Consider the following 21,196-nt stretch of genomic DNA (forward strand, 5'->3'; position numbering starts at 1 on the left):
AATCTTATGTCTTACATATTATGTATTTAAAATAGGTTGTTTGATTTATAAGAATCATATCATTTATCTCATAAAATGAAAACTTATTTCTTTCTGAAAATTCAATTAAAACTATTGACCTATTAGAACAAACCAATTAAGCTATTAAAAAGAAATAGATGATGTAATTTGTCTTATATTCCAATTTAGGGCATTGGATGCCCCGAAAGAGGTGAATAATCATGCCTAAACAAAACAGCGGCCAAAGAGCCAGAAAAAAGAGCCGTTGGGTCAGCCGCTCTTTCATCTTTCTTTTTCTTGCTGCGGTCGTATATTTGGTAATCCTCTTCCCTAAAGCTTCAAATACTCTGGATGAAATCCATCAGCCGATTGCAAGAGAGGCTTCCCCTATGCGCGAAGAAAAAGTGGTGCTGGAAGAAAAGAGTCCCATTTCCGTCCTCCTGCTGGGAGTTGACGAACGGGAAGATGACCGCGGGCGTTCTGATACAATGATTGTCTTGACCATCAACCCGACTGACAATTCGACAAAGATGGTCAGCATTCCCCGGGATACGTATACAGAAATCGTCGGACTTGATCTAGAGGATAAAATCAACCATGCTTATGCCTTCGGCGGAATCGAGATGTCGCTTGATACGACAGAAAAGTTGCTGGATATACCCATTGACTATGTTGTCCAATTAAACATGGAAGGGTTTAAAGACGTCATCGACGCTTTGGACGGCATTGTCGTCGACAACGCCTTTGCCTTTGATGACTTCAAAAAAGGAGAGTTGACCTTAGCCGGTGACCAGGCCCTGGACTTTGTGCAGATGCGCAAACAGGATCCCAACGGCGACTTTGGCCGGCAGGACCGGCAAAAACAAGTCATCCAAAGCATTATGTCAGAAGCTGTTTCCGCTACGACCCTATTCAACTATCCGAAAATTTTTGATGCCTTGGGCAACAATGTCAAAACCAATATGGAATTCAGTGAGATGATCGACATCCAGAAGAATTACCGCAATGCCTCAACCGATATCGAACAGCTTGTTTTTGAAAAAGGTTACGGCGAAACCATCGGAGGAATTTGGTATTATATGATGGACAAAGAGGAACTTGCAGAAATTAAAGCAGAATTGAAAGGACATTTGGGATTGAAATAAAGAAAAGCCAACCGCTGCAATGTGCAGTAGTTGGCTTTTTTAGTATTCAACAGCTTTTCATTGTTCCACAATGCTCTCTGATACAGGCACAGCCAGCAATTCTTTCAAGTGTTCATCGATTTGGCCATGGTAGCTTGCCCCTTCTCCTCCGAACAAGCCGAAATGTCCGGCGATGCTGCGGATGACTTTCAACTCACTATTTGGAATCAGTTGCTGTTCCCGTTCGCAATCAGCTGGCGGGAAGAACATGTCCGTATCAATCGGCATGACAAATACTTTGGCTTGTATGCGCCCGAGCGCTTCCGCTAAATTGCCGTCTGCCAAACGGCTGACATCGCCGCGCTGCCATTTCCACGCCATGGCAAGCAGGGCATTCGGATCCATCATCTGAAAGAAAGGTTCGAGGAATCCTTCCACCAGTTCTTCGGCAGATTCAACACCAAACAAGTCCCATTTCTCCAAATTGAAAAACTCCGGGCAAAAGCCCATGACTGCCCAAATGTCCGCATGGCGCTTCAGCCCGTCTGCCACTTCCAGGTGTGAACGATACTCACCGAGGTTCCAGCCGGGATCCGAAGTGATCGCATCGATCAATGTCTGGGTGAACAAGAAATCATGAATGGTGTTTTTCGCAGTACCTGCAATCGGAGCGGCCCGTTTGACCATTTCCGGATACCGGACTGCCCATTCATAGGTTTGCTGGGCTCCCATCGAGCCGCCGACTACAAGCGCCACTTCCCGTATGCCAAACAGTTCCGTAACCAGGCGGTGCTGTGCCCGTACGTCATCGCCGATCCGCACCTTCGGGAAATTTTGCATGCTGACGGGCGGCGGACTGTTGTGCGGAGAACTTGATAGTCCATTGCCGATTTGGTTAATGACAATGATAAAATAGTTATCGGGGTCGAGAGCCCTGCCTTTGCCTATGTAAGATTCATAATCTTTGCTCTTCCTGAAAACCACGTAGGCACTATAACGACATTGTCTTTTTTCTCATTCAATTTTCCATGCGTTGCATAAGCAAGTCTACAGTCCGGTATGATGCCCCCCTCTTCCAGCTCAAAACTCCCCAGATTAAACAGTTTATATGGACCGTGCTTTTCCTGTGAATAAAAAACGTTTTCAAGCATTTCTTTAACCACCTTCCTTTTGTCTTTCGGCCAGAAAAAAAGCGGATAGTATGCTAAATCGAATTCCCAGCCTCTGAATTCAATTATATAGACTTTGAAATATATGTAAATACTGAATTTTCTAATAAATAAGCCTATAAAGAACCGCCTATGCAGAAAACATAGACGGGTAAACTTCCTATTGCTTTTTAGGCGCCAGTTCTACAGCCTGGCGAAGCGCTTCTACTAAACTCTTTTCATCTGCTTTGCCGGTACCCGCAATATCAAAAGCGGTACCGTGATCGACGCTGGTCCGGATAATTGGCAAGCCGACGGTGATATTAACCCCCGCTTCAAGCCCCAGCACTTTGACTGGCGCATGCCCCTGGTCATGGTACATCGCCACCACAATATCAAAATCTCCGCGGACTGTACGGAAAAACAGCGTATCTGCGGGCAGCGGCCCTTGAACATCAATGCCCGCAGCTTTTGCTTTTTCTACTGCCGGGATTACTTTCTCTTCTTCTTCTCCGTAACCGAACAAACCGTTTTCCCCTGCATGCGGATTGATTCCGCACACGGCAATTTTCGGCTTTTCGATTCCCGCTTTTGTTAAGGTATCATGGGCCAATTGAATAACGTGCAGAACCCGCTCCGGTGTAATCATGTTAATGGCATCAATAATTCCGACATGCGTCGTCACATGGATCACTTTTAGATTTGGAGCAGACAACATCATAGAAAAATCTTTAGTGCCAGTCAGTTCTGCCAAAATTTCCGTATGTCCCGGATACATATGGCCGCCTTTTTGAAGGGCTTCCTTATTTAACGGCGCTGTACAAATCGCATCGATTTCTTTCGCATTTGCCAAACTGATCGCTTTTTCCAGATATTGAAAAGCTGCGTCGCCCGCTTCCGGCGACACTTGGCCAACCGGCAAATTTTCAGAAAGCAGATTTAAATCCAGGCAATCGATGGCTTCCCTGTCAAACTTTGCTTCTGAAGGATAGCTGATGCGATTGATGGACTTTGTACTGCCTGTGAAACCTTTTGCCCGTTCCAGAATGGACGCATCCCCAATGACAAACGCCCGGCTTGATTCGTGCACAATGTCGTGTTCAAAGCTTTTTAGTATTATTTCAGGTCCGACGCCTGCCGCGTCTCCCATCGTAATTCCAATAATCGGTTTAGTTGTTTGCATGCAGTCCAGCTCCTTTTAAATAATCCACAGCATTGGCCAGTGAATCGGATTCACCGAAACCGCCGGCTTTTGTAATAGCTATTATTTCTTTGCCGTTCCATGTTACCATACCGAGCGGCATTCCTGGCTCTACTTCAAAAAGCAGTTCCATATCCAAAATGCCGAGGATATCGCAAATGTCTTTGGCTGTGTCCCCGCCCGTCATAATGAGCGCATCAATATCAGCAAACTCAAGCACAGCCTGGACCAGATGCCCGAGCCCTTCCGAAATTCCTTTGCCTGTCCGGTAAGGCGTCCAATCATTATGCGCTGCCCATGCGCTTACCTTTTCGCGGTTTTCTTTTGTGCCGCCGACATAAAGTACTGCACTGTCCCAGTTGTCCGTCTCCATCAGAGTTGCGAGTCCCGTTGCCGCCTGTACAGGGTCCTTCAGCAATAGGAGCGGATCGATTTCAATCATTTTTGTTGCCGTTCTCGTTTTCATTTTTTCCAGCTGTTCCATCGTTTTGGAAGATAAACTGCCCGAAACCACCAATACTTTTTCTGCAGGGTTTTGCAGTGATTCTATCGGAGTGCTATTGGCCTGTGGTCTATATAAATGATGGATTAACCCGGCAGAACCTGCCCAGCCAATGGCCAAATCCAATTTGGAGCCGAGTGCTGCGAGCTTTCGAAAGTCCGCGTCTTCTGCTGCATCGCACACAATCCAGCGCACTCCGGCTTCCACTTGTTCATGTATCCACGTTTCCAGGCTCGCAGAACTTAACTCACCACGAGTCAGTACCGCGGTTTTCATCTGACCAGCTGCCAATAAATCGGGAATGTAGCTGTGCCGGACCGGTGTTTTCGGGTCCTGTCCAAATTCAGTTTCCGCAACTGGTACTCCATTGACGTACAAAATTCCGTTTTCGACAGTTCTCCCCATATCCGGGAAAGCCGGCGCGATGAAAAGAATATCCATCGCTGCCGCCTCCTGCATTGCCTTCAATTCTGCTGCTACGCTGCCTCGCATCGTTGAATCCACTTTTTTATAAAAGTTTTTTACTCCACGCTTTTTTAAGCGGTTTACTTCCTGCCAAACAGCTTGGTAAGCATCTTCCGCCTCCATAGCCCGGCTATCGGTATCAACAATCCACACATCTATTTCGGAATTGCCTGCGTGCTGCAGCTCGTCCGTTTCGGCAAGTATGACTTTTGACTTTAAGCCCTTTTGCGCCAGTCTGACGCCGCTGTCATTTGCTCCAGTAAAATCATCCGCAATGATGCCAATTTGAGCTGTCATTGTCCGCCACTCCTTCAAGCACCTTTTTTGATCAAGGCTCCATTATCAAACATAAATCCTTTTCTTTCTAACCGTTTTACTAAAAATGCGATATACAGGGGCAGCAAAATTGCCGTTGTAACCGTAGAAGCTGCCACTTGCACCGTTGCGATATCAACCATTGAAACAAAACTGGCGTTGGCAGCCGCAATTGCTGCCGGCGTTGCTACAGCATTACCGGCAGTAGAGCCTTCTGCAGCTCCCACAATCGGATTCCATTTCAGCGCTTTGAAAATCATATATCCTGCTGTTCCCGTAATGAACACCGTCATTAACCCAAGGGCAATTCCGCCAAGCCCGCCTTCGATAATAGCTTGGAAATCAATGCCCATCCCAAGTGCAAAAGCAAAGAACGGAATGAGCATAGCGCTTCCCTGATCGAGGAATGAACGCATGTCTTCATCCAAATTCCCTAAAATCATACCGATAATGATTGGCAGCAATACGGCGATAAACGTAACCGGTGAAAACAGCCCTTCAACAAATCCCATCGTTCCAAAAATAACCAAAGCCACCATTGTTAAAAACGGTCCGTCATTTAATGCCAATAAAGAATAAGCTGCCCTGTCGTCTTTTCCGCCGTACTGGCCGACCAATGCCATGTATAAGCCGCCGTTGCTGTTCGTCATTGCAGCGATAACGGCAATCGGCGCAATTCCGAGCCACAAGCCGTTGTCACCGGCAAACATGTAGGCAATCAGGCCGACAGCCGCTCCTACAACCCATTTTGTCGTCAATAAGGTTGCACCTTTCGCCAATGACACGCCAAACATTTTTACGTTGATCTGCGCACCCGTACAAAGTAGGAATAGTGCAATGAGTGCATTGGCGCTATCGACAAACAAAGCTTCTGTAAATCCGCCGATTCTCAGCAAATCGGGTGCTAAGGTATTGATTGTTGCAGCTAATAGCAAAGGGACAACCATCATTCCGCCAGGGATCCGTTCCAAGGTCTTTTTGATTTTCATTTTATTTCCCTCTTTTCCTTTGTGATTGAATTGATTGAATTTTTGGTAAGAAAACGCTTTCAATAACACTATAAAAAGAGTTGTGTAAAAAAGCAACAACCGAATAATATTTTTTCACTAAAAATGATAAATAGTTTAATATTGCAACACTTCATCATAAAATAATAGCACAAACTCATTCTTTGAGTTTGCGCCATAAAGTAGCCCGGTTTATGCCCAGGCGTTTAGCCGTTTTTGTTTGATTGAAACCTTCTTCCTGTAAAACCTGCTCGATTATTTTCCGTTCCATTTCTTTCAGTGTAAGTGAGTTTTCAAAGAACAACTCTTTGGATTTCTGCTGAGTTTGAACAGGTGACGGATTTTTTAGCACCGTACTTTTTTCGATGACATATTCTTTTTCTGCCAAAGCCAGCTTTTTTATGTAGGCTTTCAGCTCATTGGCATTGCCATTCCAATGATTCTTTTTCAATTCCTGCATTGCATCATCGCGTATTTTGATTGGCAGGGTACCCAGTGACTGATGAAATTCTGTTAGAAATTGGTGGACCATCAATTCGAAATCGCCTTGCCGATCCGTTAAATTTGGAAGGACAATCCGAACCGCTTCCTGCATATTCAGGGAATCAATCAGCTTCGGCTGGATTTCTTCTGCAGCCAAAATCACTTGGATATTCTGGGCAGCCAGAACATCTAGTTGTTCTTTTATCTCCCGAACAGCAGTGCTGCTTGGTGACTTGGCAACCGTCAATAATAAAGTGGACACATTCAAAGCATGCAGCTCACTAAACGAGTTTTTCAAGTCTTCGATCGGCAAAACAGCAAAATAGCCTTTTTTCTGGTGGTAAGCATGGACATAACGGGCCAATGTTTCCTTTCCGCTCCCCGGTAATCCTTCCAGAATAATAGGCGTTGTTGCCAGAAGCGGCTCTTCAAGCAATTGCCTTATGTTTTTCATAGCGGCACTTTCTGCGGCCAGTGAAGGGAGCTGGTGAATTTTCTCGGCCAATCCCCCACCCAATTCATGGACGGAAATAGACAATTGCTTGAAAAAGAAAGCAAAAAGAGTGGATTTTTGATCTTGCCATGAAGTCCCTCGGATGCTGAAGGGTAGTTCCACTTCAGTGAAAATCTTCAAAACCGGTGAATCCGAAGCTTTTACTTGCTGGAGCAGGGAATTGATTTCATTCGGAGCTAACGGCAGACGTTCAAACGAACTCCAGTTTTCATATAAAACTTTTCCGTCCTCTTCCGCAATAAAGAAATCCTGTTCCCGTTCAGTCAGTAAATACTCGAATATCCGCAGTAACTGTTGGGTTTTCTGTTGGGTTTTGTATAGCCGCCGGGCTTCTTCAAGCGATTGGAGAATCGACTCACGCCCTGACTGGATTAAAAGGCCGTTCAACCCAAGCTGTTGAGCCGCGTTGACCGTTATGACATCTCCAAGAATCCGGGTGTATCCTTCAGCCTTCAAACCGTTTAATACAGGCTCTACATCTGAAGCTTCTGTTAAAGTTACTACCTTTAAATCGATTTCAAGCAAGCTGACTATGGAAGCAGCTCCTATTGTGATATTCGCAAAACCGACGAGTGCCTTTTTCTCCCCCCGATGGCCGCTGGCGAGCATAATGGACCGCAGCAAATCGTAGCCGGATATCTGGACATCAATGACTGGCAGCGTCACGGCATCCCGTATTAATTTCGCCGTTCCACCCCTGCTGATCAGCATATCCATTCCTTGCTGTTCCAGTTCTCTTGCCAAGGCTACCCCTTTTTCCAGGTTCCCGGTCACGGCATGAATCATTAAATCATGCTGTCCATTCTTCAGTTCCTCTATCACCGGAACCATCGCATCGTATGGCGAGATAAAGCCTATGTTGATTTTTCTCATATCGACAGTCCTCCTCATCTGCAGCTCTCTGTTGCTATTATAGCAATCATCGAAGACACTTAACAAAAAAAGCAAATCCCTCTAAAGGCATACGAATGGATTTCGGTTCAATCTGCTTTTCACCTTGGTGTTTTCATAGCCGGCCCATTGATTTTAAGATAATTTTTTCCGGTTTTTTTCACTTCATATAGCGCGCGGTCTGCATTTTTAAAAAGATGGGAGGCGTCGGCTCCTTCAAGCGGAGCCAGTGCAGCGCCCATACTTGCTGTCACCTTTAACTTTATGTCTTTAATAGACCACGGCCTTTCCAGGGCTTGATGGATTTTATCAGCAGCCATTCGCACTTTTTCTTCATTATCAGCTTCAAAAAGCAGGACCACGAACTCATCTCCCCCCAGACGTGCAGCAATATCCGATTTGCCGATAGCACCTGTCAATCGTTTACTGAATTCCAGAATAACCGCATCTCCGGTTTCATGGCCCCACTCGTCATTAATTTCTTTAAAATCATCCATATCCAGAACTATAAGAGCAAATCGGGTTCCCGCCTCCATTTCGGCCGTTAGGCGCTCTGAAAGCATTCGCCGGTTAGGCAGCCCTGTTAAAGAATCATGATAGGCAAAATATGCAAGTTCAGTTTCCCGCTGCCTTTGCTGTGTAACGTCGCGCAAAATGAGTACTTTATGGATAAACTGATGGTGCTCATCAAAAACGGGAGTACCATGCAATTCCGACCAGATCCAGCCTTTCGTTTGATGAAGGACTCGCAATCGTACTTTGCAGGCTTGTCCGGTTAAGATGGACTGTTCAAATTCCGCATCCAGCTGCGCCAAGTCATTTGGATGTATAAAAGAAAAAGGCGGCATTGTCATCGCTTCATCCGGGTCGATGCCATAGACCGTTTTACAGGAAGGAGAGACATATAAACTTTCGCCCACTTCATTGAGCAGTACAATAACATCATGGGCATTTTCAGCAATAATGCGAAAGCGCTCTTCACTATCTGCATACTTACTTGCCAATTTATCCAATTCGGTCATGTCTTTCAAGATTGCATAATAGCCTGTAATTTGGCCATTGATCTTAATGGCAATCATTTTCATCAAACAGCCGATCTGCTTGCCCGAAATATGAAGCAATTGAATGCGGAAGTCTTGCGGCCTATCGTTCTGTGCCTGCTCCAAATAATCATGCACCTGAGCCTGGTTATCAACAGCCAGATAATGGGCTAATTCCTGCCCTATCAAATCGCTCAGCTTGTAGCCGCTTATATTTTCAACTGCAAGATTCCCCGTTCGGATTCGACCTTCCGTGTCAATGGTAAAAATTGCATCACCATTGTTTTCAAAAAGGGAACGGTATCTCGAAATACCTTCTTCGAGTTGTTTCCAAGCTTTATTTTTTTCAGCTTCTTCCGATTTTTCTTTTGTAATGTCTTTTACGACACTGACAACATACGTAAATTCCTTTGCTTCATTTACAATAGCGGCCATTCGCGTAGAAGACCAGCGCCGTTCCCCGCTAATTGTATAATAATCATCTTTAAACCAGACAGCTTCCTGGGTCGCCAAAGCTTTCGCATAAAGCGCTTCTAAATGAGCCGCTTTTTCCTCACTATGCACCTCATGCAAAGTTTTGCCCAGTGCACCTTCATTCAGCCCTGTATTTTCCATCGCTGTTTTACTGATGAATTCATAAGTGATAGAGGCCTTTTTATCTATTTTTACAACAAACACCATTTCTTGTATGCCATCCATTAATATTTGGGCAAAAGGAATAGCCTCAAAATCTGCATTCATACTAACTGCCTCCTGTGGTTCGATTGAAAATCAGTGTCCGCCTATGATTAGTTTTTTCTCTGCAATGTTTTCACTTATTGTTTTCATTAAATAATTGTCATAGTAAATAATATACACTTTTTTTCCTTTTAAAAGGAAAATTTTTTGTGAATTAAATGATATATTAATGTAATTTTTAAAGAAAACTGTTAAATGCCTTTCTCATTCAAAGTTTTCTTCCTGTTAAGGCTTGCTTGCCTTCTATATAATGAAATCAAAAAGAGGTGGCATTCATGTGCTTGATTAATTTCCAATACAAGGACCATCCGAGATACAAATTGGTTATAGCAGCCAATCGGGATGAATTTTACGAACGCCCTACCGCACCCGCCCAGTTCTGGGAAGACGAACCCGGCATACTGGCAGGGCGTGATCTGATGCAAATGGGAACTTGGCTCGGCGTGGCTAGAAACGGCCGAATTGCGGCTTTAACAAATTTCCGCGACCCATCCATGCCGGAAGCCAATAAAATCTCGCGCGGCGCCATTGTCCGGGATTTTTTATCGACCTCCTTGGAACCCGAACAGTTTCTGAAATCTTTAAATCCTGAAGACTATACAGGATTTAATATCATTGCCGGAGATCCCGATCATTTGTTTTATTACAATAATATCGAAAACCATTTGTCCGAAGTTGAACCCGGCCTTCACGGACTCAGCAACCACCTGCTGGATACTCCGTGGCCAAAAGTCATTAAAGGCAAAAATTATCTGGAACGGTATTTATCAGAACGGGACGAAGTCGATCCGGATGATTTGTTCCGCTTTCTGGCAGACAACGAACAGGCCCCTGATTCAGCATTGCCTAAAACTGGCGTGGGTCTTGAATTCGAACGGATGCTGTCTTCGATGTTCATTAGATCACCCGAATATGGAACCCGTTCAGCGACTGTCGTCCTCATTGACCACGACAACCATGTGACGTTTGCAGAAAGGGTATACGAAAAAGGGGAGTTCAAAGAGCAGAATGTGTTTGAGTTTGATATCGAATAGAGATTTGAAAAAGCCATTCGCTTTGCGAATGGCTTTCGAGCTTGTTGAGAAAGATATAGAAAAAATTTCTCTTAGAATATCTCCGATATTCCGCACCCCAGCTGCGCTTGCCGCGGGCGATCCGCCAAGCCTCCTCAGCCGCTGCGCGCCTTGCGGGGTCTCGGCTGTCTCGCTTTTCCGCAGGCGTCTCCGCTGGTTTGCTCCATATCGATAGTGAACTGTGAATAAATAGCATGTATACTCATCCACTCTTTCTAATGAAAACAATTCTTTATTAAAAGAGTGAGCCAAATGAAGCGGAAAGTGGAGAGGGCAAACATTGTGCTCCTGCATCGCTTCGCTAGCTTCGTCGCAAATGCCTGCCCTCTCAAGCTTCGGTCAATGTCGCTACGCTGCTCCAGCGGGACAGCGAAGTGCCGAAATCCACTCGGGACGTCAGTTCCGAGTTAGTTTGGCGCGAGCCCGCGGAACGCGTCCGGCTGTACCGGAGGATCCGCTATGTCCGGTTGAATGTTAATTCATCTTTTAAGCATTAAAATTCTTTTGTCCATAAGTTCAAGCCATTCGCTTTGCGAATGGCTTGAACTTTCAATTATAAGATTGCCTGTTAAGAGCTGGACAACTTGCTTTTATCTATGGTTTCCATCAGCTGATGAAGCATTTCCAGTACTACTCGAAGGAAACCGTCATGCTTTCCAGCAAGCGCTGGTATTCCGGGTATTCCTTGTTCCATTCTTCTTCGCGGGCAATTTCTTTTCCTTCAAGAAGAGCTTCGATAGCATCCAGGCAGACATGCCAGCCGGCCAAGTCTTTTGCTGTGTGCGGAACAACCTTGCTGATGGTTTCCACCAGTTCAAGCCGTGTCCCGGCACCGTCAGGCGACAGTTCAAAACGAACCTGGTCTTCTCCCCATTCAAACGCGAGCTTATGGCCTTCTTCGTAATCCAGGATGGCCATATTCTCAAACTCGCCATTGCCCATATCAAACTTGATATTGCCGCCTTTTCGAAGGTCCTCAATCGTCAATTCCGAAAACCATTGCTGAAGTTTCGGGTTTTCTGTCAGCATTGCCCAAACCTCGTCTGTGCTTTGTGCAAACTTGCGTACAAATGTCGCTTTGTAGCCTGATTCCGCCTTAACAACTTCCGCTCTCAAAGCAATCCCTCCTTAAGTACTTATTTTTTTCATTATACATCAGCTGCCCAGCGCTTATCTTATTTAAAACTTCCTGCAATTTTTATGGAAATCTACCGCTAACCCTTCCTCAAAAGGGGTATAGACTCCTTAAGGAGTTGAAGAACATGAGACTAGGCTATGCATGCATGAATACCGAGCTGAAAACTGTTTTCAGGACATTGCGGCTCGCTACGGTTGAAGCGGAAGGAATTGCGAAAATTAAAGAATTATCCTTAAAGAATATGCAGACTACCTTGGAGATAATTCAGTGGAATATAGAGAACGATATCTTTTTCTATCGGGCTTCAAGTTCGATGATTCCATTATCGACCCACCCCGTCAACGACTGGATTTGGTGGGAAGACCCGGACTTCCTGGCCATTGCAGAACAAATCCGCTTATTGGTAGATGCTTCACAAATGCGCGTTTCAATGCATCCAGGGCAATACACGGTCCTCAATTCACCAAAACCGGAAGTGGTTAAAAAATCCATTGAAGATCTGGAATACCACGACCGGCTGGTCCAGTTGCTCGGCGGAAACGACTTGATCCTGCACACCGGCGGAGCATACGGTGACAAGGAAAGCGCAAAAGCCCGCTTTGCAGAAAATTACCTGAATCTCTCCAATAGCATCAAACGGCGGCTGCGGCTTGAAAATGACGATAAAACCTTTACTGTCCGCGACGTACTTGATGTCAGCAAAATGTGCGGCGTTCCGGTCTGCTTTGATATTCATCACCATAATTGCAACAATGATGGAAAACCGGTAGACTTTGCCGAGATTTTAGCGACTTGGGAAGGCTTCGGCATACCCAAAATCCATATCAGCACGGGCAAGGAAGGGTTTACCGACTTGCGGCATCACGACTTGGTGTCGGAAACCGACTTTAACGAACTCCTTTTGCTGCTCGGCGATACGGATGCAGATATTATGTTCGAAGCAAAACTGAAAGAACAGGCGGTCCTGCCGTTTGTAAAACAGTTGGCCCAGAAATAAGACAAAACGGCTGCCTTTTGGGCAGCCGTTTTATTATTTACCGGACTACTGGAAAAGTCAGCGTGAACGAAGTGCCTTTTCCTTTTTCCGAACTGACCTGAATATCCCCGCCCATTTGGCGGATGATACTGTAGGTTACCATCATGCCAAGGCCGGTGCCTTTTGTTTTTGTTGAAAAGTACGGTTCGCCGAGGCGCTGGATTTCTTCTTTTGTCATACCATTTCCAGCATCGTTCACTTTAATCGAAACTTCGTTTTTCCTTTCTTTAATGGCGATATCCAAAGTTCCTCCATCCGGCATCGCTTCAATGCCATTGCGGATAATATTGATCAATGCCTGATGAAGTTTTTGCTTGTCAGCCAGGATCCTGGCACTTCCATGAAATTCGGCCATACGAATTTCCACCTTTCCCCAATGCGCATAAGGTTTCATAACTTTCAGGACCTGCTCCACTTCGGCTTTCACCTTTAAAACTTCCAACTGCTTTTGGACAGGTTTAGCAAAAACAAGGTAATCATTGATTAATTGGTCTGCTGCTTCTATTTCCTCAAGCATCGTCCCTTGGAATTCCAGTTGCTTTTCCCGGCTGTATTCGTGCTCCTGCATCAACTGCAGAAACCCCTTCACACTTTGAAGCGGATTTCTGAGTTCATGGGAAACGGAAGCCGCAAAATGGCTGACGGTTTCGAGTTTTTCATGCTTCATTAACGAATTCAGCATATATTCCTGGCGCAAAATGTGTTCGATCAATAATGCTGCGAGCGCGATAATAGCTCCTTGGTTCAGCATCAGCAATAGCCAAATATTAATCAGATCATGAATGGGGTCACCAAACAACAAATAACCGGCCATTAAGTTAAAGAAAAACGACAAAAAAGTGATAAAAAAGACAAGCCCTACTTTCCCTGCACGGTTGATGCGCATATAGTAAGGGCGCAGCAACGGCACGCCGCCTGCAATAAGCAATTGATTCAATATGGCGATATTCATGCCGTCTCCGCCTATTGCTGCACGGCCTATAGCCGAGACCAAGAATAATACAGCGCTCACTATAGGGCCGCCATAAAGGGCTCCGACAATCATCGGTACTTGCCGAAGATCGAATATATAGTCATCGGTCAAAATCTGATACGGAAAAAACATGCAAAGAAGGATCGAAACGGAGAACAACGCCGTCAATGTTACACGGTGGCTGACAAAAAAGTTCCGTTTGCCTGCCGGTGCGAACATTTGATACAAAACAATCGGAAAGATGATAAAAAAGATATTGTTGATCATCCCGGTCATCATTTGAAACACGGGGTCTCCTCCCTTCTTTCAAGTTATAAGAAGTTCATTATACCGCCATAAAACGCTCTGCACCACTCCCTATACTGATTTAATGCCTATTCTGCTTAAGTGCGCCGCTTGCCATATTTGCTTTTACTTTTTTCAATACCCGTTCCCGGCGCTTTTTCATCCCTGCCAGCGAAAGGCCAGAAGCCGCAGCCAATTCACTGAGGCTTTTCCCTTTTACAAACAAATCATCGAGCAAAGCATATTCCGATTCCGAAAACATTTGGGCATCCAACCATACCGGCAATTCATCTTCAACACGGTCATCGCTGATCCATTCAAATGCTTCGTTTTCGGTTACCGCAAAACGGCTGGAAAATCGGGCTTCTTTTTTTAGTTCGTCAAGCATAGCGCCATGAATGCTGCGAAAAGCAAATGGCGTGAAATTTCCTTTTGATTCATCAAACCGCTGGCATGCCTGCCAAAGCGCTATTTTACCGACTTGCCGAAAGGCATCATAATCCCGGTAGATATGCAGTTTACGGATAATGGCTGAAATCATGGGCGAGTATTGTACCAAAGCTTCTTCGAAATTCTTCACTTCTTTTTCCTTCTGAACGTTCCTGTTATTCCCGGGTAACGACAGCATATTAAAAGAGCGGCTGTTAAGCCAATTGCCGTACATGCCAATAGATTCATTGTCTCATTCTTATAAAAAGATAATCCGTTACGTTTGTTATAGATAAATGTAAAAAATCATCCTTTTTTTCAGAAAATTATGTTGATTCATCACATACCGAGTGGTATTATTTTCTAGTACACTGAAAGGGGAGTTTTTGTTGGGGAAATACGAAGAGAATTTTATTAACCGATCCACCTTATTTTTAATGTCGTCATTTGAAACAGAGCGCAAAACAAAAGTGGTCACAAAGCACGGAGAGTTCTATTCGCGCCTCCCCGCCCTGCAACTGCTTGATCATGCCTGCATGCTTTATGCTTCTACTTATGACGGCCGGGTAAAAGCAAACCGCCACAACTTGAAGCAGCATAAAAAAACGCCCATCCTTATTTCAACAGACGGCGTAGCAGCATTTCCTATAAAATCGCCGACCCATCCGGAATGCGTATGGATCTTCAATCATGATTACCGGACAGAGTTTCTGTCTCCTACCCGGACCCGAATTGTCTACGAACAGCATGACATTTCTGTTGAACTGGAAGTCTCCATCCACACAATGGAAAAACAACGGTCACGCATGTATGAAATGCTTTACTACTATATGAAGATACGGGATAGGCACAATACATAATCCAAGGATAATGCCTTCTCAATAAAAAGACACCTCGCTGTGAATTGGCCCGCGCATCCAATTCAGAGGGAGGTGTCTTTCTTATTAGGCAGCATCATCCTGCATCAATAAAAAAGCAATTTCGATTTGCCATTTATGCAAATCCGGCTCAAGTTCAGGATCGGTCAAATAATACTCAAAACGTCCGTTCCATATTTCATCATCCGCTTCCCAGCGTTTATCAATATCCAGCTCTTCTTTTTTTGTCCACTCTTCCAATTGCTTGAGCGAAGTTTCCAACTGATCCGGATGGCCATGATGGACAGCAATTGCATAAGAACCTCCCGGAACAAAACTGGAAATTATCCGCTCATCTCCTGTCACCATCCGTTCGACCGGAACACCCACTTCCAAGCTGAAATCGGTGTCGTCGCTTCCGATGCACCAATAGCGGTAAAACGGTTCTCCAACAGGTTCAATGCCTTTTTTATTCAACCAATCGTATATTTCCGGGAGCAAAATTGTCGTCTGTGCCCAGTCCTTCAGTGTCACTTGGATTGGAATTGCTACATAAGGCTGTTCTGTCCGCAATTCAACAGTAGGTTCGCTGATGAAATCATACGCCATTCTTCCCCATCCCTTCTCCTGCAGATAAACGTCTTCTTCCCTAATGTATTCCATGCAAAAGGAAAAATCCCTGCTGCATCCTATTGATTCAAGAATGCAGTTCCAGTTCAGTTAATCCCCAAATGTCCGCCACAATATTGACAAATAATATGGAGCGGGATAAATTGACAGTCCTCTGCCGAAAACTATATTCTGAAAGTACTGACCAACCGGTCACTTTTAATGACCCACCGGTTACAAGGAGGGATTTTTTGGACAAAAGAGAGGAACTGATGAATCAAGCGGTTCATTTTTTTTCTTTAAAAGGGTTTCATCAAACTTCGGTACAGGAAATCGCTCAAGCCTCCGGCATTTCAAAAGGAGCATTCTATAAGCATTTTGATTCTAAAGAAAATCTCTTTATGGATATCCTGGTACGCTTCCACGATGAGTTGAATGCCGAGCTTGCTTCTCCCGATTCGAAAGAAGGCTTGACGAAAAAACAGGTTTTCGTAAAAAAGCTGGTACTCGAAATTGAACGCACTGTAACCAATAAGGAATTCTTTCTAATGGTATTCAAAGACTTTCCAAAAGACAGCAATGAAAACTTGGAGAAATTGTTTTATGAATTGCGGTCATCTCAACTGTCGGTACATAAAAATAATTTGCTTGAAGCATACGGCGAGAAAGTCCAGCCCTTTATTTACGATCTTGCTACAATTTTGGAAGGCATCAAACGTGAATACTTCATCAATTTGATTTTCCTGAACCGGGAAGTGGATGCCGAAAAACTGGCTGGCTTTATTGCGTCAAGCCTAGACGCCATTGTCGGCGCTCTTGATCAGATGGCTCCTGTCCTGACTGACATTCCTTCCACGCTCAGCCCGCTTGAAGAAAGTTTCTTAAAAACCGAAGAAAAAATCCGGATGTCTGCACCAAACAAAGAAAAACTGCTGTCCAGCTTGCAACTTTTAAAAGAAGAAACTGCAAAAAAAGAACCACAGCAATTCCTGATTGAAGCCTTATGGCTGTATTTATCACAAGAACCACAAATAGAAAAAGAACTTCTTCAGTTAAAGAAATTCTTATAAAGGAGCATCCGACTTGAAAAAAATTATTGATTTTTCCCTGAACAATAAATTCGCGATCTGGATTTTAACCTTAATGGTCGTCATTGCAGGTTTGTATTCCGGATTGACGATGAAGCAAGAATCGATTCCAAGCATTACTTTGCCTGCGTTAACGGTCATTGCTCCGTATCCGGGAGCGGCACCTGACGAAATCGTCGAAGAATTGACGATTCCGATGGAACAACGGATCCAGAATATGAACGGAGTTGAACTTGTGACTTCGTCTTCACTGGCAAACGCAGCAACAATCCAAGTCCAATATACATTTGAGACGGACATGGACGAAGCAGCCCGGGAAGTGGAAAGTGCACTTTCTGAACTGTCCCTTCCAGAAGGCGCCAGTGAACCGGAAGTATCCCGCCTCAGCCTGGATGCTTTCCCAATCCTGACGCTCAGCATCAGTGAATCCGGAAAATCATTGGAAGAACTGACCACTACAGTGGAAGACAATGTATTGCCTCAACTTGAAGGCGTCGAAGGATTATCAGACGCGCAAATCTCTGGACAACGCGTCCAAAAAGTCACAATGGCTTTCAATGAAGAAAAAATGGCCCAATACGGCATGACGCCCGAAACGATCCAGCAATTGATCCAGGGATCCAACTTGTCATTCCCGCTTGGCTTAACAGACTTTAATGGCGAATTGAAAAACCTTGTCATTGATGGCAATGTAACAACGGTTGACGATTTAAAAGCTTTGCAGATCCCGGCTGTACCGCAGCAAGGGGCTGGAATGCCTCCTGCCGGTCAAGATCCAACAGCTGCTGCTGAAACCGCGCAAGGACAAGCTCCTCCTGCTTCTCCTGACATGGGCCAAGGCGCAACTCCTGCTACTGGAGCATTGCCTCCTGTAACGGAAGTGCCGACAATCGCACTAAGCGAACTGGCTGATATTGAAGTCGTAAGTGAAGCTGAATCGATTTCCCGGACAAACGGAGAAGAATCGATCGGCATTCAGGTCGTCAAATCTCCTGAAGCCAATACGGTGGAAGTGGCAAATGCCGTTAAAGACATTGCCGCTGACCTTGAAAAAGACTACGGTTTGACGGTTGCAACAACATTCGACCAAGCAGAGCCGATTGAGCAATCGGTTGAGACGATGCTCAGCAAAGCGCTTTACGGTATTTTATTTGCCGTTGTGATCATTCTGATCTTCCTGCGCAGCTTTAAAACAACAATCATTTCCATCATTTCAATTCCGTTGTCGCTGCTTATGGCGATTTTCCTATTGAACCAAATGGATATTACTTTGAACATCATGACGCTTGGCGCATTGACGGTTGCGATTGGACGCGTCATTGACGACTCGATCGTCGTTATTGAAAATATTTACCGCCGCATGGCGTTGCCGGGCGAAAAATTGCGCGGCAAAGAACTAATCCGGGAATCAACACGCGAAATGTTCATCCCGATTTTCTCTTCTACTATCGTAACGATTGCGGTATTCTTGCCGCTGGCACTTGTCGACGGACAAATCGGTGAATTGTTCCTGCCATTCGCCCTTGCAGTGGTATTCGCCTTATCTGCTTCCCTGCTCGTTGCGGTAACCATCGTTCCGATGATGGCCCACTCGATGTATGGCAAGCAATTGCAAAATTTGGATGCAGCCAAATCAAAACAAAAAGAACACAAGCCAGGAAAACTGGCGAACGGTTACCGCCGGATCCTGGAATGGACGTTGAATCACAAAATTATCACATTTGGCGGTTCAGTCGTTTTATTGGTAGCGAGTTTATTCCTTGTACCGGTCATCGGCGTCTCTTTCCTTCCTGAAGAAGAACAAAAAATGGTCATGGCGACATACAGCCCGGAACCTGGCCAAACACTTGAAAATGTGGAACAAATCGCACTTGACGCTGAATCGTTGATTGACGGCCGCGACGGCGTCACCACTTACCAGTACTCGCTTGGCGGCGACAGCCCATTGTCCGCAATGGGCGGAGGCAGCAACTCAGCGTTGTTCTTCATTGAATATGATGATGAATTTGAGAACTTCAGCAATGAAGGCGACAAGCTGATCGAAGAATTAAATGGCAAAACCGAAAAAGGCGAATGGGCAGCGCTTGACTTCTCTGCCACTGGTTCAAGCGGCATTGAAACCTTCGTATACGGCGACAGCATCGAAGACATCCAAACGGCCATTGACCAGATTCAGCCGCTTATGGAAGAAAACGATGGACTTGAAAAAGTCGAATCCAGCCTGACTGAAGCATACGACCAATTCACATTGGTTGCCGATCAGGAAAAACTGGGCCAAGCCGGCTTAACAGCGGCACAAATCGGCATGGCATTAAGCGGCACAGGTGAAGCACCGGTGCTGACTACAGTTAAGCATGAGAATAAAGATATTAATGTTTATGTAGAAGTTGGACAAAAAGATTATGCAGCTATTGATGATGTAACGGGCGTCCAGATTCCGACAGCACTGGGGACAACAGTTGCCATCGGTGATGTGATGACAGTCGAAGAAGGCAAATCGCCGGATACAATTGACCGCCGCGATGGGCAGATGTATGCATCCCTTACAGCCGATGTAATAGGCAACGATGCCGCTGAAATCACAGCGGATATCGACGCGAAAGTGGAGGATTTGGACTTGCCGAGCGGTGTTTCCATTGACCACGGCGGCGTTACGGAACAAATCAATGAATCCTTCACTCAATTAGGTCTGGCAATGTTAGCGGCAATCGCCATCGTCTACTTCGTGCTCGTTGTGACATTCGGCGGCGCACTGGCACCATTCGCCATCCTGTTCTCCTTGCCGTTCACAGTAATCGGTGTACTCGTTGCCTTATGGATTTCAGGAGAAGCGTTGAGCGTCAACGCATTGATCGGTGTCTTGATGCTGATCGGTATTGTGGTGACGAACGCAATTGTCCTGGTTGACCGCGTCATTCACAAAGAAAAAGAAGGATTTACTACTCGTGAAGCCTTGCTTGAAGCAGGTTCGACCCGTCTTCGTCCGATCTTGATGACGGCACTAGCGACAATCGGCGCGCTCATTCCGCTTGCAATCGGAGCAGAAGGCGGCGGATTGATTTCCAAAGGCCTCGGCATCACGGTAATCGGCGGATTGACCAGCTCAACTTTATTAACATTGGTAATTGTGCCGATCGTCTATGAAGTGGTAGCGAAATTCCGTAAGAAACAAGTAAATTAATGTGAAACCGCTCCAGCCGATATGGCTGGAGCGGTTTTTTTGTTGAAAGAGTTTCTCTTTTTGCGAATACGCTCGGTTATGGTTAAAATATGCTCGGTTGCGAATGAAATACGCTCTATAAAGGTTAAAATACGCTCGATTGTCTTAACAATACGCTTCTACCGATAAAAGAGGGCCCGGACTGAAGCTGATCTTCAGTCCGGGCCCTCTTTTTATTGCTTCCGTAAAAATTCCAGCACCTTATCATCAATCTTGCGCTCTTCCGTCCAGCGGTCATCAAAGTTCTCGCGCAAAGCGAAGGTCTTCAATGCTTCCTGCACTTCGCCTTCATATTCCGGTTGATCTGTGTGATCAAGCAACTCCAGCTTCACAAGCTGCTGCTTGATTTCTTCGAATACCGTTCCTTCGATATCAATAAACGCTTCGGACGGCATGCCGTATAATTTATGCAGTTCGTATAAACGCTGCAGCTCCTCGATCGGCTCCGGATGGTCATCGACACGAAGATCGACTTTGACGTCATTATAGCCGCCATATCCCGCATCTTTCTGTAATACGTATAGAGCCGCCGATTGCTTGCCCCGGCTGTCCCCGCCTGCATGCTGGGCAGCTTCCAATGCTTTCAGCAGCCGCTCTGCAAGCAGACCTTCCGTCTTTTCAAACGTTTCGCTCATGGCCGTAACCGTTTCTTCACTGACCAGAATATTGCCCTGTGCGGAATGGTGTTTGCCGACTTTATGGCCTGCCCAGTCGTAGCATTCTTCACCAGTGAACGCACTGGCTTCCCCTTGTGAGTTAATCACTGCCACTTGGCGCAAATTTCTCCCTGGGTCGTCTGTCACTAATTTTGCAATTACTTCTTCCGGCGCCAATCCTTGCTCCAAAAGCGCCAGCCCCTCCGGTCCATACGCTGTATTCGCCCAGGACTGGGTCGCTACTGCTCCGACATTCGCTTTGGCCCAAGGAACGACCGACCCGACTGCCAGAAATTTCGACTGCACAGCCACACCGACTTCCCCGGTCTTTGGGTCTGCACCAATGATCGAAAACGTCGCAACCAGCTTATTTTTATCGACCAATTCTCTCACCATAATAAGCC

The 21,196-nt window shown here is 45.5% G+C and carries 17 protein-coding genes; 6 read left to right on the plus strand and 11 right to left on the minus strand.

Annotated elements, in window-relative coordinates; all coding sequences use genetic code 11:
• Positions 1 to 221 precede the first annotated feature (221 nt).
• Positions 222 to 1,145, plus strand: a complete 924-nt coding sequence (locus HU147_RS04950; protein WP_224075187.1) for an LCP family glycopolymer transferase — start codon at positions 222 to 224, stop codon at positions 1,143 to 1,145.
• Between the two features lie 57 nt (positions 1,146 to 1,202).
• Here the strand turns inward: HU147_RS04950 and HU147_RS04955 are convergent, their stop codons facing one another.
• The 6 genes from HU147_RS04955 to HU147_RS04980 all read right to left on the minus strand — a co-directional run bounded on the left by HU147_RS04955 (position 1,203) and on the right by HU147_RS04980 (position 9,431).
• On the minus strand, positions 1,203 to 2,108 hold the full coding sequence (locus HU147_RS04955; RefSeq protein ID WP_317985487.1) for an alpha/beta fold hydrolase: 906 nt from the start codon (positions 2,106 to 2,108) through the stop codon (positions 1,203 to 1,205).
• Positions 2,109 to 2,453: 345 nt separating this feature from the next.
• Positions 2,454 to 3,455: a 4-hydroxythreonine-4-phosphate dehydrogenase PdxA gene (pdxA, locus tag HU147_RS04960; RefSeq protein ID WP_224075188.1), complete on the minus strand. Its 1,002-nt coding sequence runs from the start codon at positions 3,453 to 3,455 to the stop codon at positions 2,454 to 2,456.
• On the minus strand, positions 3,442 to 4,737 hold the full coding sequence (locus tag HU147_RS04965) for a four-carbon acid sugar kinase family protein (protein ID WP_224075189.1): 1,296 nt from the start codon (positions 4,735 to 4,737) through the stop codon (positions 3,442 to 3,444). Before HU147_RS04965 ends, pdxA begins: the two co-directional genes overlap by 14 nt.
• A 14-nt stretch (positions 4,738 to 4,751) precedes the next feature.
• Positions 4,752 to 5,744 carry a 2-keto-3-deoxygluconate permease gene (locus HU147_RS04970; protein WP_224075190.1) on the minus strand — a complete coding sequence of 331 codons (993 nt, stop codon included), beginning with the start codon at positions 5,742 to 5,744 and terminating at the stop codon, positions 4,752 to 4,754.
• A gap of 175 nt (positions 5,745 to 5,919) precedes the next feature.
• On the minus strand, positions 5,920 to 7,632 hold the full coding sequence (locus HU147_RS04975) for a sigma-54-dependent transcriptional regulator (RefSeq protein ID WP_224075191.1): 1,713 nt from the start codon (positions 7,630 to 7,632) through the stop codon (positions 5,920 to 5,922).
• A 119-nt stretch (positions 7,633 to 7,751) separates the two neighbouring features.
• The gene (locus HU147_RS04980; protein WP_224075192.1) at positions 7,752 to 9,431 is read right to left on the minus strand and encodes a sensor domain-containing protein; all 1,680 of its coding nucleotides are present in this window, start codon (positions 9,429 to 9,431) and stop codon (positions 7,752 to 7,754) included.
• Between the two features lie 272 nt (positions 9,432 to 9,703).
• Here HU147_RS04980 and HU147_RS04985 point away from each other — a divergent pair, with 272 nt between their 5' ends.
• Positions 9,704 to 10,462 carry an NRDE family protein gene (locus HU147_RS04985; RefSeq protein ID WP_224075193.1) on the plus strand — a complete coding sequence of 253 codons (759 nt, stop codon included), beginning with the start codon at positions 9,704 to 9,706 and terminating at the stop codon, positions 10,460 to 10,462.
• Positions 10,463 to 11,131: 669 nt separating this feature from the next.
• On the opposite strand, the gene HU147_RS04990 is transcribed toward HU147_RS04985, so the two are convergent.
• Positions 11,132 to 11,617: an SRPBCC family protein gene (locus HU147_RS04990; RefSeq protein WP_224075194.1), complete on the minus strand. Its 486-nt coding sequence runs from the start codon at positions 11,615 to 11,617 to the stop codon at positions 11,132 to 11,134.
• A gap of 146 nt (positions 11,618 to 11,763) precedes the next feature.
• On the opposite strand from HU147_RS04990, the gene uvsE reads away from it, so the two are divergent.
• The gene (gene uvsE, locus HU147_RS04995; RefSeq protein ID WP_224075195.1) at positions 11,764 to 12,636 is read left to right on the plus strand and encodes a UV DNA damage repair endonuclease UvsE; all 873 of its coding nucleotides are present in this window, start codon (positions 11,764 to 11,766) and stop codon (positions 12,634 to 12,636) included.
• A 37-nt stretch (positions 12,637 to 12,673) separates the two neighbouring features.
• Here uvsE and HU147_RS05000 read toward each other — a convergent pair whose 3' ends face one another.
• Together HU147_RS05000 and HU147_RS05005 are read right to left on the minus strand one after the other, a co-directional pair.
• The gene (locus HU147_RS05000; protein WP_224075302.1) at positions 12,674 to 13,927 is read right to left on the minus strand and encodes an ATP-binding protein; all 1,254 of its coding nucleotides are present in this window, start codon (positions 13,925 to 13,927) and stop codon (positions 12,674 to 12,676) included.
• A gap of 88 nt (positions 13,928 to 14,015) precedes the next feature.
• Positions 14,016 to 14,513, minus strand: a complete 498-nt coding sequence (locus HU147_RS05005) for a sigma-70 family RNA polymerase sigma factor (protein ID WP_224075196.1) — start codon at positions 14,511 to 14,513, stop codon at positions 14,016 to 14,018.
• Positions 14,514 to 14,712: 199 nt separating this feature from the next.
• Between HU147_RS05005 and HU147_RS05010 the strand changes: the two genes are divergently transcribed.
• Positions 14,713 to 15,222 carry a competence protein ComK gene (locus HU147_RS05010; protein ID WP_224075197.1) on the plus strand — a complete coding sequence of 170 codons (510 nt, stop codon included), beginning with the start codon at positions 14,713 to 14,715 and terminating at the stop codon, positions 15,220 to 15,222.
• Between the two features lie 84 nt (positions 15,223 to 15,306).
• On the opposite strand, the gene HU147_RS05015 is transcribed toward HU147_RS05010, so the two are convergent.
• Positions 15,307 to 15,882: a GyrI-like domain-containing protein gene (locus HU147_RS05015; RefSeq protein WP_224075198.1), complete on the minus strand. Its 576-nt coding sequence runs from the start codon at positions 15,880 to 15,882 to the stop codon at positions 15,307 to 15,309.
• Between the two features lie 197 nt (positions 15,883 to 16,079).
• Here HU147_RS05015 and HU147_RS05020 point away from each other — a divergent pair, with 197 nt between their 5' ends.
• Both HU147_RS05020 and HU147_RS05025 read left to right on the plus strand, forming a co-directional pair.
• The gene (locus HU147_RS05020; protein ID WP_224075199.1) at positions 16,080 to 16,898 is read left to right on the plus strand and encodes a TetR/AcrR family transcriptional regulator; all 819 of its coding nucleotides are present in this window, start codon (positions 16,080 to 16,082) and stop codon (positions 16,896 to 16,898) included.
• Between the two features lie 13 nt (positions 16,899 to 16,911).
• On the plus strand, positions 16,912 to 20,097 hold the full coding sequence (locus HU147_RS05025) for an efflux RND transporter permease subunit (protein ID WP_224075200.1): 3,186 nt from the start codon (positions 16,912 to 16,914) through the stop codon (positions 20,095 to 20,097).
• Positions 20,098 to 20,309: 212 nt separating this feature from the next.
• Here HU147_RS05025 and HU147_RS05030 read toward each other — a convergent pair whose 3' ends face one another.
• Entirely contained in the window at positions 20,310 to 21,188 is an 879-nt protein-coding gene (locus HU147_RS05030) for a DUF1028 domain-containing protein (RefSeq protein WP_224075201.1), read from the minus strand.
• Positions 21,189 to 21,196 lie beyond the last annotated feature (8 nt).

Origin of the sequence: Planococcus chinensis (assembly GCF_020071995.1) — a bacterium.
GTDB lineage: Bacteria > Bacillota > Bacilli > Bacillales_A > Planococcaceae > Planococcus > Planococcus chinensis_A.